The 13165-nt window shown below is 66.4% G+C and carries 28 protein-coding genes; all 28 read left to right on the forward strand.

All coding sequences use genetic code 11. The features are described 5' to 3' along the window. Positions 1-131 precede the first annotated feature (131 nt). The 28 genes from J7I94_RS19135 to J7I94_RS19265 all read left to right on the forward strand — a co-directional run bounded on the left by J7I94_RS19135 (position 132) and on the right by J7I94_RS19265 (position 13059). Entirely contained in the window at positions 132-761 is a 630-nt protein-coding gene (locus J7I94_RS19135; RefSeq protein ID WP_215168350.1) for a hypothetical protein, read from the forward strand. Between the two features lie 100 nt (positions 762-861). After that, positions 862-1644 carry a hypothetical protein gene (locus J7I94_RS19140; RefSeq protein WP_251075386.1) on the forward strand — a complete coding sequence of 261 codons (783 nt, stop codon included), beginning with the start codon at positions 862-864 and terminating at the stop codon, positions 1642-1644. 258 nt (positions 1645-1902) lie between these two features. Continuing rightward, positions 1903-2706 carry a hypothetical protein gene (locus tag J7I94_RS19145; protein ID WP_215168351.1) on the forward strand — a complete coding sequence of 268 codons (804 nt, stop codon included), beginning with the start codon at positions 1903-1905 and terminating at the stop codon, positions 2704-2706. A gap of 65 nt (positions 2707-2771) precedes the next feature. Beyond that, positions 2772-3041, forward strand: a complete 270-nt coding sequence (locus tag J7I94_RS39550) for an HNH endonuclease signature motif containing protein (RefSeq protein WP_215168352.1) — start codon at positions 2772-2774, stop codon at positions 3039-3041. A 105-nt stretch (positions 3042-3146) separates the two neighbouring features. Then, entirely contained in the window at positions 3147-3320 is a 174-nt protein-coding gene (locus tag J7I94_RS19155; protein ID WP_215168353.1) for a hypothetical protein, read from the forward strand. Then, on the forward strand, positions 3317-3532 hold the full coding sequence (locus J7I94_RS19160; protein ID WP_215168354.1) for a hypothetical protein: 216 nt from the start codon (positions 3317-3319) through the stop codon (positions 3530-3532). The genes J7I94_RS19155 and J7I94_RS19160 overlap by 4 nt, the downstream gene beginning before the upstream one ends. Positions 3533-3598: 66 nt before the next feature. Beyond that, complete coding sequence (locus J7I94_RS19165) at positions 3599-4273, forward strand: RNA ligase family protein (protein ID WP_215168355.1); 675 nt, start codon at positions 3599-3601, stop codon at positions 4271-4273. Further along, positions 4270-4479, forward strand: a complete 210-nt coding sequence (locus tag J7I94_RS19170) for a hypothetical protein (protein ID WP_215168356.1) — start codon at positions 4270-4272, stop codon at positions 4477-4479. The genes J7I94_RS19165 and J7I94_RS19170 overlap by 4 nt, the downstream gene beginning before the upstream one ends. Before the next feature lie 85 nt (positions 4480-4564). Then, on the forward strand, positions 4565-4777 hold the full coding sequence (locus J7I94_RS19175; RefSeq protein WP_215168357.1) for a hypothetical protein: 213 nt from the start codon (positions 4565-4567) through the stop codon (positions 4775-4777). After that, positions 4774-4959, forward strand: a complete 186-nt coding sequence (locus tag J7I94_RS19180; protein WP_215168358.1) for a hypothetical protein — start codon at positions 4774-4776, stop codon at positions 4957-4959. Before J7I94_RS19175 ends, J7I94_RS19180 begins: the two co-directional genes overlap by 4 nt. 86 nt (positions 4960-5045) lie before the next feature. After that, positions 5046-5234 (forward strand): hypothetical protein, encoded by a 189-nt coding sequence (locus J7I94_RS19185; RefSeq protein WP_215168359.1) that lies wholly within the window; start codon positions 5046-5048, stop codon positions 5232-5234. Next, positions 5231-5494 carry a hypothetical protein gene (locus J7I94_RS19190; protein WP_215168360.1) on the forward strand — a complete coding sequence of 88 codons (264 nt, stop codon included), beginning with the start codon at positions 5231-5233 and terminating at the stop codon, positions 5492-5494. The genes J7I94_RS19185 and J7I94_RS19190 overlap by 4 nt, the downstream gene beginning before the upstream one ends. Further along, the gene (locus tag J7I94_RS19195; RefSeq protein WP_215168361.1) at positions 5491-5817 is read left to right on the forward strand and encodes a hypothetical protein; all 327 of its coding nucleotides are present in this window, start codon (positions 5491-5493) and stop codon (positions 5815-5817) included. Before J7I94_RS19190 ends, J7I94_RS19195 begins: the two co-directional genes overlap by 4 nt. Then, entirely contained in the window at positions 5814-6152 is a 339-nt protein-coding gene (locus tag J7I94_RS19200; RefSeq protein ID WP_215168440.1) for a hypothetical protein, read from the forward strand. Before J7I94_RS19195 ends, J7I94_RS19200 begins: the two co-directional genes overlap by 4 nt. Further along, the gene (locus J7I94_RS19205; protein ID WP_215168362.1) at positions 6149-6448 is read left to right on the forward strand and encodes a hypothetical protein; all 300 of its coding nucleotides are present in this window, start codon (positions 6149-6151) and stop codon (positions 6446-6448) included. The genes J7I94_RS19200 and J7I94_RS19205 overlap by 4 nt, the downstream gene beginning before the upstream one ends. Further along, complete coding sequence (locus tag J7I94_RS19210; RefSeq protein ID WP_215168363.1) at positions 6445-6915, forward strand: hypothetical protein; 471 nt, start codon at positions 6445-6447, stop codon at positions 6913-6915. The genes J7I94_RS19205 and J7I94_RS19210 overlap by 4 nt, the downstream gene beginning before the upstream one ends. Next, positions 6912-7085: a hypothetical protein gene (locus J7I94_RS19215; protein WP_215168364.1), complete on the forward strand. Its 174-nt coding sequence runs from the start codon at positions 6912-6914 to the stop codon at positions 7083-7085. Before J7I94_RS19210 ends, J7I94_RS19215 begins: the two co-directional genes overlap by 4 nt. Further along, entirely contained in the window at positions 7082-7447 is a 366-nt protein-coding gene (locus J7I94_RS19220) for a hypothetical protein (RefSeq protein ID WP_215168365.1), read from the forward strand. Before J7I94_RS19215 ends, J7I94_RS19220 begins: the two co-directional genes overlap by 4 nt. Beyond that, entirely contained in the window at positions 7441-7983 is a 543-nt protein-coding gene (locus tag J7I94_RS19225) for a hypothetical protein (protein WP_215168366.1), read from the forward strand. Before J7I94_RS19220 ends, J7I94_RS19225 begins: the two co-directional genes overlap by 7 nt. Then, on the forward strand, positions 7976-8530 hold the full coding sequence (locus J7I94_RS19230) for a hypothetical protein (RefSeq protein ID WP_215168367.1): 555 nt from the start codon (positions 7976-7978) through the stop codon (positions 8528-8530). The genes J7I94_RS19225 and J7I94_RS19230 overlap by 8 nt, the downstream gene beginning before the upstream one ends. A 63-nt stretch (positions 8531-8593) precedes the next feature. Continuing rightward, on the forward strand, positions 8594-9376 hold the full coding sequence (locus J7I94_RS19235) for a hypothetical protein (protein ID WP_215168368.1): 783 nt from the start codon (positions 8594-8596) through the stop codon (positions 9374-9376). Between the two features lie 104 nt (positions 9377-9480). Further along, positions 9481-10134 (forward strand): HNH endonuclease, encoded by a 654-nt coding sequence (locus tag J7I94_RS38445; RefSeq protein WP_251075387.1) that lies wholly within the window; start codon positions 9481-9483, stop codon positions 10132-10134. Next, on the forward strand, positions 10026-10424 hold the full coding sequence (locus tag J7I94_RS19240; RefSeq protein WP_251075388.1) for a DNA cytosine methyltransferase: 399 nt from the start codon (positions 10026-10028) through the stop codon (positions 10422-10424). Before J7I94_RS38445 ends, J7I94_RS19240 begins: the two co-directional genes overlap by 109 nt. Then, on the forward strand, positions 10393-10989 hold the full coding sequence (locus J7I94_RS19245; RefSeq protein WP_251075389.1) for a DNA (cytosine-5-)-methyltransferase: 597 nt from the start codon (positions 10393-10395) through the stop codon (positions 10987-10989). Before J7I94_RS19240 ends, J7I94_RS19245 begins: the two co-directional genes overlap by 32 nt. Position 10990: 1 nt before the next feature. Next, positions 10991-11266 carry a hypothetical protein gene (locus tag J7I94_RS19250; RefSeq protein WP_053139478.1) on the forward strand — a complete coding sequence of 92 codons (276 nt, stop codon included), beginning with the start codon at positions 10991-10993 and terminating at the stop codon, positions 11264-11266. After that, positions 11263-12009: a phiSA1p31-related protein gene (locus J7I94_RS19255; protein WP_215168369.1), complete on the forward strand. Its 747-nt coding sequence runs from the start codon at positions 11263-11265 to the stop codon at positions 12007-12009. The genes J7I94_RS19250 and J7I94_RS19255 overlap by 4 nt, the downstream gene beginning before the upstream one ends. A gap of 73 nt (positions 12010-12082) precedes the next feature. Next, positions 12083-12814: a phiSA1p31-related protein gene (locus J7I94_RS19260; RefSeq protein ID WP_215168370.1), complete on the forward strand. Its 732-nt coding sequence runs from the start codon at positions 12083-12085 to the stop codon at positions 12812-12814. A gap of 71 nt (positions 12815-12885) precedes the next feature. Further along, on the forward strand, positions 12886-13059 hold the full coding sequence (locus J7I94_RS19265; protein WP_215168371.1) for a hypothetical protein: 174 nt from the start codon (positions 12886-12888) through the stop codon (positions 13057-13059). Positions 13060-13165 lie beyond the last annotated feature (106 nt).

The raw sequence follows: 13165 nt of genomic DNA on the forward strand, positions 1-13165 counted from the left end.
CCCCGTCTTCCCCATCTGGGGAGGGCGGGGGCTTTTCTGCGTTCCGGGTCCGTGAGTCGGTTTACGGACCCAAGATGGCTTGACAAAGGTTTGGGAGGTATGTCGAGCGCCACACCTCCTATACTCCGCGCATGCCGACCTCACCCGGCCCGCTACTCACCGCCGTAGACGCTCTGTGGGAGCAGCTACGCACCGACGTACCGGAGCTACCAGCCATACGACCAGTCGTGTCCCCGCTCGCGCGGACACACGAGCACGGACCCGAGCGGTGGACGAGAGACGATGACGGAGTTGTCTCGGGGCTCGTCATCACGGCCGACGTCCTCCAGCAGGGGGCCACTGCCACTCTGGAAACCATCCTCCACGACGCTGCACACATCCTCTGTTGGGTCCGCGGAGTCCAGGACGTCACCATGCGGGGCGCCTACCACAACCAGACCTACCTAGCAGCAGCGGAGGAGGTGGGATTGACGTGGCCGGAGGGGGTCACTAGATCCACACAGCGGGGATTCCGCGACGTCGTGATCAAAGTGGTCACAAAGGCCCGGCTTGAACAGCACCTCCAGTCCCTGGAGGACGCCATCCCCCTCGTCCTGCCTCATCTGACGTTGCCAAGCAGCTCGTCAGCCACAAAGCGCACCGCCAGGCTGACGTACCTGTGCGCCTGTGACCCGCCGCGCACGTTCCGGATCTCCCGCACCGTTGCAGCCCAGGGGGCTATCACCTGCGGCGTTTGTGGTCAGGAGTTCTCGGCACAGTGATCGACCAACCGCTGGCTTACTGTAGGGTCTGTTGAAGCAAAGCGTTTCACGCTACCCTGCGGTAGTCAGCGGTGCGTCCAATGTTCGGAGGGTCCAGGGAATGAGTGCTGAAGTTGAGCGACGCGCAAAGGGCAGCGCCGCGCGCTTCGACGCTGCGGACCCGAGAGCGCTGGAACTGGACGACATCCGGGACGAGTCGGAGGACATGCTCGTCACCCGTGGAGCAGCATACGCACGCGAGTGGGCGCGCATCGAGCAGCATCCAACGCTTCTCCTCCGGAACATTGCCACAGTGATCATCGCGCTCCGGAAGTTGTACGACGATCCGACGGGCACCACCTGGGAGTACCGGCAGAAAGTAGCCGAACTCTACCGTCAAGCCGGCATCCCGTCGGACTCTGAGGGGCGCATCCAGGCGAACGTCAGGTACCACATCGGCAACGCACTCCGTCGCTACTACACGCCTCGTGAGTTGCAACGGGCTGGGCTCCTCCCTGAATCCCCATTGGAGCGCGGACAGGACACCCGGGCGACGGCTGCGGCAATCGTCAAGGCCACCACAGTGAGCCGCCAGGCTGCGCAGTCGAGCCCCGCTGAGGAACCCGCCCCGGAGCAGACGAAGAAGAAGACAGGGCGGAAGCCTGCGAAGGGCGAGGTAAAGAAGGAAACCGTCGAGAAGCGGGCTCCTGGTGTTCGTCAGAAGGCATCCGCCGATCACCTCCGCCTGGCGGAGGTTGCGGCCGGCCTTGTGGCCCAGATGTCGGTGGAGGTCATCGACAGGGACATGGTGGACGGTCAGCGCGCACGGCTCGACGAGCAACTGGCCCGCATGGAGGAGTGCATCCGCTCCCTGCGCGATCATATCCGCAGGTCAAAAGCCTGACCGTCGCCCACGTCGACCGGCCTCCTCGTCCTCTCCGGTCAAACTGCGGTCCAGACTGCCAAACTAACCCCCTTTTTCAGCTTCTCTCTAACGCGCGTAGGGAGAAGTTGAAAGTAGGGGTTAGTTTGCATTTTTTGACACCAGTCTGACCGGGGCGGGAGGAGGCGGAAGTTCCTCGACGTCCCGCGTCACATCCGCCCGCCATTACGACATAACCCATGTGTAAGTGACTGATGGACCACCGCACATGGAGGCCACGTGGCCGGAGTGAGCACGATCAAGCGCGGCGACAGCCGCTTCTACATCGACCCCGACGACGGCGACATCAAGGTCCCCGGCGTAACGTCGGTCGGCAGCATGCTGCCGAAGGACTACCTCATGTACTGGTCTGCGAAGGAGGCTGCGGAGGCGGCCGTCACCAACTGGGACATCGTCTCCGAACTCATCAAGCGTGACCCCGCCGGCGCGACGGACTACCTGAAGAACGCGCACCGGAGGAAGAGCAAGGCGGCGAGCGACCTGGGTTCCGTCGCGCACGACTACTTCGAGCGCCTGGCCCGCGGGGAGGTCGTGAACGACCGGCACGTGCACGTCGACGTGAAGCCGCACGTGAGGCACTTCCGTGAGTTCCTCCAGGAGGTGCAACCGGAGTTCCTCTACCTGGAGGAGACCGTCTGGAGCGACACCTACAAGTACGCCGGCTCTTTCGACGCCATCGCGAAGGTGGACGGGGAAGTCGTCATCCTCGACTGGAAGACCTCGAAGTCGATCTACGACTCCGTAGCCCTCCAGCTCTCCGCCTACCGCTACGCCGACCGCATCATCCTGGCGGAGTCGGGGGAGAGCGTCCCCGTCCCGGAGATCGTCGGAGGCGGCGCCCTCCACGTCCGTCCGGAGGGCTGGGCCCTGCACCCGGTCAAGTGCGATGAAGACGTGTTCAAGACCTTCAACCACCTCCGCGGCGTCTTCGACTGGGAGAAGGAAGGCAAGAAGAAGGTCATCGGCAAGCCGATCGCCTCTGGCGGAGAATTTGTTACTGGCACACAGCGACGTGCCGCATGAGGAAGCCGCACCCCAAAACGAGGTTCTGGGAGAAGGTGAGTCTCCCCTCCGATGCTGGAGGGTGCATGTTGTGGACCGGGTCGACGGACCAGGGGTACGGGCGGCTCCGCTTCCGCGGCCGTCTAGTGCGGGCGCACCGCTTCTCGTATGAGTTGAACGTCGGGCCGATACCCGACGGGCATCAAGTGGACCACCTGTGCCGCACCCCGTCGTGTGTGCGTCCTGACCACCTGGAGGCCGTTACTCAGCGAGAAAACGTGCTGCGGGGGGGTTGCACCCTCGGCGCGAAATGCGCGAGCCATGCACTGTATGCAGGGCCACCCATTCGACGCTAAGAACACGTACCAGAACGGTGGCAGTCGGGTGTGCCGCGAGTGCGCCCGGAGGTGGCGTCGGGAGTACAAGGCCCGGCAACGGAACACGTCTCAACGGGAGAGCGAGTGAGCAAGTACGGCCAAGAGGTCGAAGAGCCCTTCGCCCGGGGCGGGCTTGTGGTGCTGGACGTCCGTGACTACGACGGACGGGCCGTGACATCCATCAGCCCAGACGAGGCCCGGCTCCTCGGGCTCCGACTGATCAAGCTTGCCGACGAAGCGGAGGCGCAGGAGTGGTGAAGCAGCAGCACAGCGGAGCCGCAGTAGCTGGCGCCTGTCTGGGAGTCCTGGCCCTCATCCCCTTTGAGGCATGGCTCCTGATGCTGGTCCTGGGCGCCGTCCACGGCGTCTTCGCGGCTGTCCCGGCGATCGGGTTCGGTACGGCCGTCCTGTTCATCGTCGGCTACAACCTGGGCGTCGGCCTGGTCCGGCGGCTCTTCCGCCGCAAGTAACACCAGTCACACACGCGGGGCGTCCACTCCGGGCGCCCCGCTTCGCATGCACACGGAGGAGAGAGCGTGGCAGTGCACGAGTTCACCGAGTGGCCGAAGACGAAGCGCCTGTTCCGCGACATCGTGGTGACGGAGAAGCTGGACGGGACGAACAGCGCGATCCACATCAGCGCGGGGATCAGTGTCGACAACCCGGCAGTGTTCGACGTCATGCCACTGATGCCGGGCGAGGTCTACTACGACGGGCGCATCTGGCACGTGAGCGCGCAGTCCCGGCGCCGCATCATCACCCCCGGCAAGACCACCGACAACTACGGCTTCGCCGGCTGGGTCCACGACAACGCCGCGGACCTGGTCCGCATCCTCGGGGAGGGCCTGCACTTCGGCGAGTGGTGGGGCCGTGGAATCCGGCGGGGCTACGGCCTGGAAGAGAAGCGGTTCAGCCTCTTCAACACGGCCCGCTGGTGGGCGGTCGACGAGGAGGCAGGCACGTCGATGAATGCCCGCGCGGAACAGTCGGACCTCGTCGGCCAGATCGACGCCGTCCCGGTCCTCTACGAAGGCGTGTTCAGTGAGGACGCCATCACCTCTGCCCTGCGGGACCTGAAGACGGACGGTAGCTACGCCGCCCCCGGCTTCATGAACCCCGAGGGCATCTGCGTCTACCACTCCCAGACGCGCAACGTCTACAAGGTCACCCTCGACAACAACGACGCCGGCAAGTGGGAGGTTGAAGCGTGAGTCGACTCACGCTCCCCCTCGCAGTCCTGGTGGTGCTTGGCCTGATCCTCGTCGTCGCCGCCATGGCGGCCGTCAACGCGAGCAACGGTGTTACCCCGCCGACGTCCGTGGAGATCGACGTTAACCACCACAAGAACAGCACCACGAAGAAGCCGACGGTCAAGGCCCCTGCGTACCGGGCCCCGTCCCTGGCGAAGCGGAGGTAGCGCGATGGAGGGCGCGGGGATCGTCATCCTGATCGCACTCGTTCTGCTGCTCGCTTCGAGCCACAAGTCCGACTGAGGAGGAGAAGTGACCCCCGAGGAGTACGTCGAAGCGCTGGAGCGCGAGCGGAACGATCGCAACGAGCGGGCGGAGTACATCGTCCGCGAGGAGTACGGCGCACACCATCTGATGCGCCGCAACGGGGCCGGGCAGTCGTGGGGTGTGACTAGGTACGTCAAGCCCGAGACGGCCGCCTTGGCGGCTGCGCTCCTGAACAGGCTGAAGGAGGACGAGGCGTGACCCTCGAAGATCACGCCCGCGCCATTGAGGCCGCCGTTTGGGCGGCCCGTGCCGACGGGTTCGAGCTGACGGACGACGACGGCGTCATCATCTGGCGCGCGGAGTTGTGGGAGTTCCGCGCCGGTCAGGCGACCGACGCCTTCGAGACTCTGAACATGCCGACGGAGAGCCTGGAGGAGTAGCACAAGTCACCCACGCACCACATCGCCCCCGGTTGCTTCGGCGCCGGGGGCTTTCGGCGTAGGAGCACAACGCAGGAGGAGAAACCATGATCAACGGCGGAACCACCATCCACACGGCCGACGGCTCGACAGTCACTGTTCGGCGCCGGGGCATCGAGTACGACCTCGAAACCCGCAACGCCCGCGGGGAGACGATCTCCACTGTCGTCATGTCGTCCGACGACTTCGACGCACTGTACGACCAGATGGGATACGCGGCGGGGTGGACGGCATGACCAAGCGCGAAGCACTGATCCTCACTCTCGCCGGCTCCCTAGCAACCTCCGGCGTCGGGCGATACGAGGACCACTACGCCAGGGCGGAGCGGCTCGTCGACGAGGTGTTGGCGGAGGGGGCGCACGAGATGGCGGAGGAAGGCCGGGAAGTCATGGGCCCTCGGGCACTGCCGAGCGGAGCGGAGCCAGAGCGCATCGCGCGCTACGTCGCCGGCTGGCACGACGCCCTGGACCACGTGGACCCGGAGGTGACCTCATGAACCCCGTAGCCCGGCAACTGAGGATCGTTGACGAGATCCTCCACAAGCGCGACGCCCAAGACGCCCTCTTCGGACGTCAGGACGACCTCCCGAACGGCACGGACGTGGGCTCCTTCAAACCCATCGCGGACGCCCACCGCATGGAGTGCGAGGCGGCGTTTGCCGCGGGTGTCGGCACCTTCCGGCACGTCTTCCTGGAGGAGGTGTTCGAGGCCATGGCGGAGTCGGACCCCGTCAAGCTCCGGGCCGAACTCCTCCAGGCCGTCGCCGTCGGCGTGAAGTGGCTGGAGGCCATCGACAAGCAGCAGGAGGAGAAGGCATGAAGTACATCGACGTCGACGGCGACACGTGGGCGGACACGGGCAACGGACGACTCGTCTGCACTCGGTCATCCGTGGCCGGCTTCGAAGGCGTGGAGCGTGCGCGAGCGTATGTGGAGGAGGCACACGGCCCCCTGGTCGGTCTCAGCGACGACACTCCCGCAGAGCCCCAGGTTGCCCCCTCTCCCGTCCTCCCGACGGTCGATGGGGTCATGAGTCGCGCGAGTGTCTTTCAGTCTGCTCACGCCCTCGTGACGGGCCTCCCGTGGGAGAGCGAGGAGAAGCCGTCCGTGTACGACGTGCTCCAGGTAGCGAAGTGGCTGGAGGGCGACGAATGAGCATGGCAGACCTCGTCGCAGCCGGCGCCCCGGAGCTGCCGGAGGGGTGGTTCTACCGGGTCATGCGGGAGTACGGCGCCGGATACAAAGTGGAGATCCGCGAGCAAGGTCGTGTGTTCTCCCGTGAGGTGGCGTACGCGTGGGTCCAGGAGGGCCACTTCGACGACATGACAGAGGCCGTGGTCCACGCGTGCCGGATGGCGGCTGGGCGAGCCGGTGACCGCGCGGAGCTGAGGCGAAAGTTCGCCGCTCTCGCCAGGTACGAGGGCGACCACGACCCGAAGGGCGGCCGATGACCTACACCCTCGCCGACGCCATCCGCGACGAGTTCGAGCGCACTCACCTGCGGGGCACGAGCACCCTCCTGTGCGTCGCGTGCCGACGACGCAAGGACCGGGAGGACTTCCGCGAGACCCCGTGGCACGGACGTGCGGCTGCGTGCAAGCGCTGCGAGGGCGTGACGTGGCTGATCCTCCAGTACGAGCAGCAGCAGCGATGGGCGCTGGAGCAGGAGCGGGAGAAGGTCCGCATGTTGCGCCGGCACGTACAGCATCTCCGCTACCGGCGGCTCCTGGCGTCCGTGCCCTCGTCGGCCGACGCCTTCGCCGCGTACCACCAGCCCTACTACGACGCTCTGGAGCGGGCACAGCAACGCTGGGGAGCGGTGTGGGCGACGGCTCTGGACCCGGGGGCGTTCGAGCGTCCTGAGCCGAAGATCAAGCAGCGCGCGACGCGCACACGACTCACGAAGGAGAACCGATGACCGACGTCCTTGCCCGCATGCTCTTCGAGACGTGGGCCGCGCAGTACGACCCAAAGGCGGACGCCGGCTTCGTCCGTCAGCAGCACGGTGTACTGAGCACCGTGTGCCCGCACCTCTACCCGCCGCAGGTCCCGGCGACCTTCCGCGGGCCGAAGTGGGGGAAGCGATGACTGTTGAACTGATCCGCCCAGCGTCGTACCTGACGTTCACCGCCGGCCTGTTCCTCCATCGTGTGGACATCGCGACGAAGGACATCGGCTGCACCATCGGGACGAAGCTGACGTACACCGGCGTGAACGGACTGGGGAATCGGGCCGTTCCTCTCGTCGCCTACCGTCCCGGTACGCGCTACCACGACCGCGCGGAGGAGTGTGCCGTCGTGCACCTGACGACGGCCCTTGCCCAGGTCTCGCTGTCCACCCGTGTCGACGCCACCGACGTAGCGACCCTCGCGCTCTGCCTGGCGGAGGTCGTCCAGGAGGACGGCTGCCGACTCTGGGACCCCCACGCCGACGAGGAGGACTCGTGGTGACACCCCAACCCGGCGACTTCGCGCTGACCAAGATCCGCGGCATCACGGGAGCCTTCGTCTCCGCCGGCCAGGCCCTCGTGGGCGACGCTGCCCCAGTGCACCACGCTTACGTCTACGTCGGCAACGGCTACATCGTCCAGGCGGAGCCGGGCGGCGCGAAGAAGATCCGTCTCGACGAGGCGAGCGAGCCCGTCATCTGGTCGACGGGCCGCTTCGACCTGACGGCCGCGCAGCGCATGCGGATCTGCTACGAGGCACGGAGCCTCGTCGGGACGCCGTACAGCTTCCTCGACTACGCCTCCATAGCGCTCGCCCACTACCGCATCCGGCCCCGGTGGGTGCGGGACTACGTGGCCGACTCGGGGCACATGATCTGCTCACAGCTCGTCGACGAGGTGTACCTCCGTGCGGGGGAGCACCTCTTCACCGACGGCCGGCTCCCGGGTGACGTGACGCCGGGGGACCTTTACAGGCTGCTACGCCCGAAGCGTGTGTCGTCGACGGACCGGGATTTGAGGAGGCTGGCGCGTGGCTGAGGGATGCGGGGCTGAGGTCTACGACAGTGCCGACGAGTACAACCGAGACGACCGCATCGAGGCGTACTACTGCGGATGGGGCGCCCGTGAGATGGCGGAGCGCATCGTCGAGCTGGAGGACGAGCTAGGCGCGGACGTCGACGGTGTCTGTACCGGTATGTATGCCGACGTTGCGGAGGCGCGGGCGGAGGTGGAGCGGCTACAAGACGTGGTGCGCAATCTCGAAGGTGACTGCGTCCGCTTGAGCGAGGAACTGGGCGACGTTCGCGAGGCGAATGCGGGGTTGGCTCGGGACCTCCGCGATGCCGCGCACTGGGAGGGTGTGGTCGACCGGATGCGCGACGGGATCGCGCGCCTGACGAGCGAGCGCGACCGCTACCGCCTCGCCTGGCTCTCCGCCTGGCGTCGCGCCGCGGATGAGCACGTCTTCGGCATGGAGGCCCTGGCCCTCCGTGACGCGGAGATCGCACGGCTCCGCGCGGAGCTGGAGGAGGTCCGTAAATCGACTCACGGACCCGCGTCACATCCGCCCGCCATTACGACATAACCCATGTGTAAGGCCGAAGGGCCGCACACCTCACGCACACGCTACCGAAAGGCAATCACACACATGGCCAACAACCTCGCGAACATCTGGGACGCCGACCCCGACGCCGCCCCGAAGGAGCGACCGCCCTTCGAGAACGACACCGTGGGACGCTTCCGATCCGGCCGTCTCGTCAAGGCGGGCCGCACGGAGACACCGGAGGCGCTGAACGAGTGGCGGGTCACCACCGGGGACCCCACCGTCGCCGCGAAGGTCGCGGAGCTGCTCGGCGGGACCCCGGAGGAGTGGGACCCGGAGAAGGAAGACCGGTTGGAGATACTCACCAGCGCCAGGACCGTCAACATCATCATCGAGCCTGACGGCGTCGACGCGAGTTTCAAGCAGTTCATCCCCGGCGTCGGCATGGTCCACCACTGCGATGGCTTCACGGTCCTGAGCACCCCGGAGGAGGAACAGGGGCAGCCCTGCAAGTGCCCGACGACCATCGCGGCGCGGAAGCTGACCGCGCAGCGCGGAGGGCCGAAGCCCTCGGTTGACGTCACCTTCCGCCTCCTGGACGCCCCGGATCTGGGCAAGTTCCGTTTCAACAGCGGCAGTTGGAAGCTGGTCGAAGCTCTCGGCCCGCTCTTCGCGGAGCTGGACTGCTACGGCAACGCGGGTGACGAGGAGGCGGGAACGGAGGGTGTTCCGGTCCGTGCGTCCCTCACGATCGAGAACGTGACCTACGTGCCGAAGAAGGGTCCCCGCGCCGGCCAGACCGTGAGCTACAACAAGCCGGTCATCAAGATCTTCGGCGCCTACGAGGCCGCGGAGGACGAGGGCGCGGGCCTGAGCAAGGCCGCGTAAGCGACACACGAACGCTGAACAACGCAAGGCGCCGCTCCCAATGATTCCGGCACTGGGAGCGGCGCCTCTCACGATTCTACGCACACTGAGGAGACAGATGCCCCATGCCGATCCTGGAACTCTGCGCCGGCTACGGCGGACTGGGAATCGCGGTTGAGGCCCTGACGGGCGACAAGGTCACAGTCGTCGCGGAAGTCCACGGTGCCGCCTGCAAAGTCATGGCGCACCGATTCCCCGACGCCCCCAACATCGGCGACGTGTCGATGATCGACTGGCGGCTACTGACGCAGGAGGGACGCATCGACCGGCGTCGACATGACGAGCGGGCCGCAGCGATGTACGAGCGCTACACCGCGGGCCTGTCGCTCGCGGAGGTGGCGGAAGAGTTCGGCGTTACCAGGCAGAGCGTGTACGGACTCTTCAAGGGGAGAGGCTGGGAGTTGCGTAAGCGACCCACGCCCTTGGAGTACGTGAAGTTCAACGGTCGGAAGTACACGCTGCGGAACACGGGATACTACGGCGCCACGACGGGCCGGCGTACCTTGCTGCACCGCGATGTCTGGGAACACCACAACGGTCCGATCCCTGACTGCTTCGACATCCACCACGTAGACCACGACCGCACGAACAACGACCTCTCCAACCTCCTTTGCCTGACAAAGGACGACCACACACGCCTGCACCACGCAGAGCGGTTGGAGGAGGTGGTTCCCTCGGAAAGCCCCGTGATCGACATCATCACTGCGGGCTTTCCGTAGGGCCGTGTCAGGACATCAGCAACGCGGGACGGCGAGAAGGGATCAAGGGTGCCCGTTCAGGAATCTGGTTCGACATCGCAGAGGCCATACGGGTTCTTCGACCCCGACACGTCTACCTGGAGAACGTCGGAGCGATCCGAAATCGGGGACAAAGCGCAGTGCTCACATCGCTTCACGAGATCGGGTATGACGCGGCGTGGACAGCTCTTCGAGCTTCCGACATCGGGGCTCCCCACCATCGGGACCGCTGGTTCTGCGTTGCCACACCTTCCGTCCCCGACGGTCAGTGACGCCACCCGCGGCCCCGACTTCGCCAAGCGGGAGCGCAAGGGCTCCGGCGGCGACGACCTGGTGACCGCCATCGCCCGGCTCTTCCCGCGGGAGAAGGCGGAGAAGCTGTTCAAGACGCCGACGGCGAACCTGGCGAACAACGGATCGGCGCAGCATCCGGACAAGCGCAAAGCGGGTGGTCACGGTCCGACCCTGGAGGACGAAGTCTGTTTCCTCCTGAACGTCGAGCCGGACGCAGAGCACCCCGACGACGGGCCGCACTCGCCGGCTGAGTGGTGGGGTGAGTTCGCACGGGCCGTCTACCGCTGGGAAATCTTCATGGGCACTCCCGCTCCCGTGCCCATCATGCGGGGCCCGCGAGGAGGCGTGAAGCTCGCTCCGAAGTTCTGTGAGTGGCTCATGGGCCTTCCCGACGGATGGGTCACCGACGTCCCCGACCTCACACGCGAAGAGCAGATCGGCCGTATCGAGAACGGCGTCTGCCCGCAGCAAGCACACCACGCCTTCCGGTTCCTGAAGAGGGAGCTGGAGGCGGGACACACAAAGGCACCAGAGGAGAGCTGACATGGGCAAGGCCCGACTCACCGACTACACAGGCGCCGAGATCCGCCCCGGTGCCCTCGTCTCCTACGCCACCCGACAGGGCAACCTCGTCCGCCTCTCGGAGGCCGTCGTCCTGGAGCTGGAGAGCAACAAGGCGGCCGGCGTGGTCGTCCCGCTCGTCAAGGTCCGTCCGACGGGACGCGACTCGGGGTTCATCAGCCGCAAGACGCTCGCGGTCCAGACGGTGGCCGCGGACCGCATGGTCGTCATCGGCGACACGAAGGGGGAGAGCAAGTGAGCGACGTCTTCAAGGTGGGGCAGAAGGTTCGCTACCGGGGCGAGGAGGTGACCGTTACCTACGGCCCGTACACAAGCGTGCTGGGGCTGACTCGGTACCTCGTCAAGGGCGACGACGGTGCGGAGATGCCCGCGCGCAGCAGCGAGATCTACGCCATCCCCACGCCGCCCGCCTTCGCCGTGGGCGACACGGTGACGTACGAGTACGGCGGAGGCGGCAAGATCGTCGCCGGCCCGTTCACGTCGGAGTACCACGAGGAGCCCATCTGGGTCGTGGAGAAGCCGAACGGCACGCACCTGACGCCGACGCAGAACAGCCTCACGAAGGTGGAAACGCCGGTCGTCAAGGTCGGTGACCGGGTGCGCATCATCAAGGACAGCGACGGCATTCGGACGGGGGAGTACGTCGGGCTCGTCGGCACGCTGGAGCGCGTCAACGGTAGCGACGAGCTGGTGTACCTCGTCCGCTTCGGTGACGGCTCCGGGTGCCACGGTGACAAGGACAATGGCCGCTGGTGGTGTGCGAGTGTCGAGCCCGTCACCGACGAGACCACCTACGAGTACGACGGCGTGGTCTACGACCTGACGGCGAAGTACCGGGACAGGCAGGGTGACTCCCTCCGCATCAAGCTCGTGAACGGCCTGCCGCTCGTGGCGTGGTTCGGCTGCATCCCCGAAGAGGGCGACGACACCCTGTCGAAGGCGCTGGCGCAGTACGGCCCCTTCACCCGCGTCACCGACTGACCAACCTCGCACCACGGCCCCGGACACCGACGATCCGGGAGCCTTCGCACGAACCACTCACGGAGGAGAGAGCATGGCGTTCAAGGTTGGCGACAAGGTGAAGCACCGGACGTTTGGCGCGGGTCAGATCGCGTTCGGCCCGTACATGGCGATGGGCAGTGTGGAGCGGTACCTCATGAAGGCGGAGGACGGGACGCACTACACCACGGCGCCCGACTCGATGAAGCCCGCCGCGAAGTTCGAGGTCGGTGACAAGGTGACGTCGATTGGCGGTGCGGCGTACATCATCGAGGCGGGTCCCTTCTTCACCGGCTACGGAGCAGAGTGGTACGCCGTGCGGGGCGAGGAGGGTGGCGTCTACAACAGCAACGCGGGAAGCCTGGAGGCCGCCGCCCCGGAGCCGGCCGACAAGGCGCTGAAGCCGGGCGACGTCGTGCGCATCTCGCGTGACGGCTTGGAGGGGGCGGACGTGAAGGCGGGTGACCTCCTCGTCGTGACGGAGGTCGGCACCTACAGCGTCACCGTCCTGGCCGCTCCCGGCGCGCGCAACTCGGAGTGGTTCTTCGACCACGGCAACGTAGAGCGCGTCGACCCCACGACGGTCGCCGTCGTGGACAACGTCGCGTACGACCTGACCGCCCGCTACAAGGACCGCGACGGCGACGTCTGGACGTTCAAGGACGTCGACGGCACTGTCCGTGGCGAGTGCCGGAGTACAGACGTCGACGCCTCCGACTACATCGCTGCTTACAGCGACACCCTGTGGCAGGCAGTCCGCAACTATGGCCCTCTGACCCGCGTCTGACCCTCAGCCCCCGGTGACTTCGGTCCCGGGGGCTTTGGGCGTAGGAAGACCGACCGATAGGAGGAGAGCACATGGCGAAGGTGATTGCGCACAGCGGCGTCACGGTGGAGCTGACCGGGCGGGAGGTGGAGTTGATCCGCCAGGCGCTCCGCTTCTCCATCGACAACAACGGCAGTTGGGACGTTTACGACGACACGGAAGCCGCGTCCCTGGCGCACGTCTTTGCTGCTCAGGGTGCCGTGTGAGCGCCTTCCACACCATCGACGCCGCCATGGCTCCGGCCCTTGGCGACGTCCGCAGCGCCGGGCCGGGCGACCTGGTTTACATCCTCCCCGACGCGACGAGCCGGAA

Origin of the sequence: Streptomyces sp. ISL-12, from assembly GCF_018614415.1 — a bacterium.
Lineage (GTDB): Bacteria > Actinomycetota > Actinomycetes > Streptomycetales > Streptomycetaceae > Streptomyces.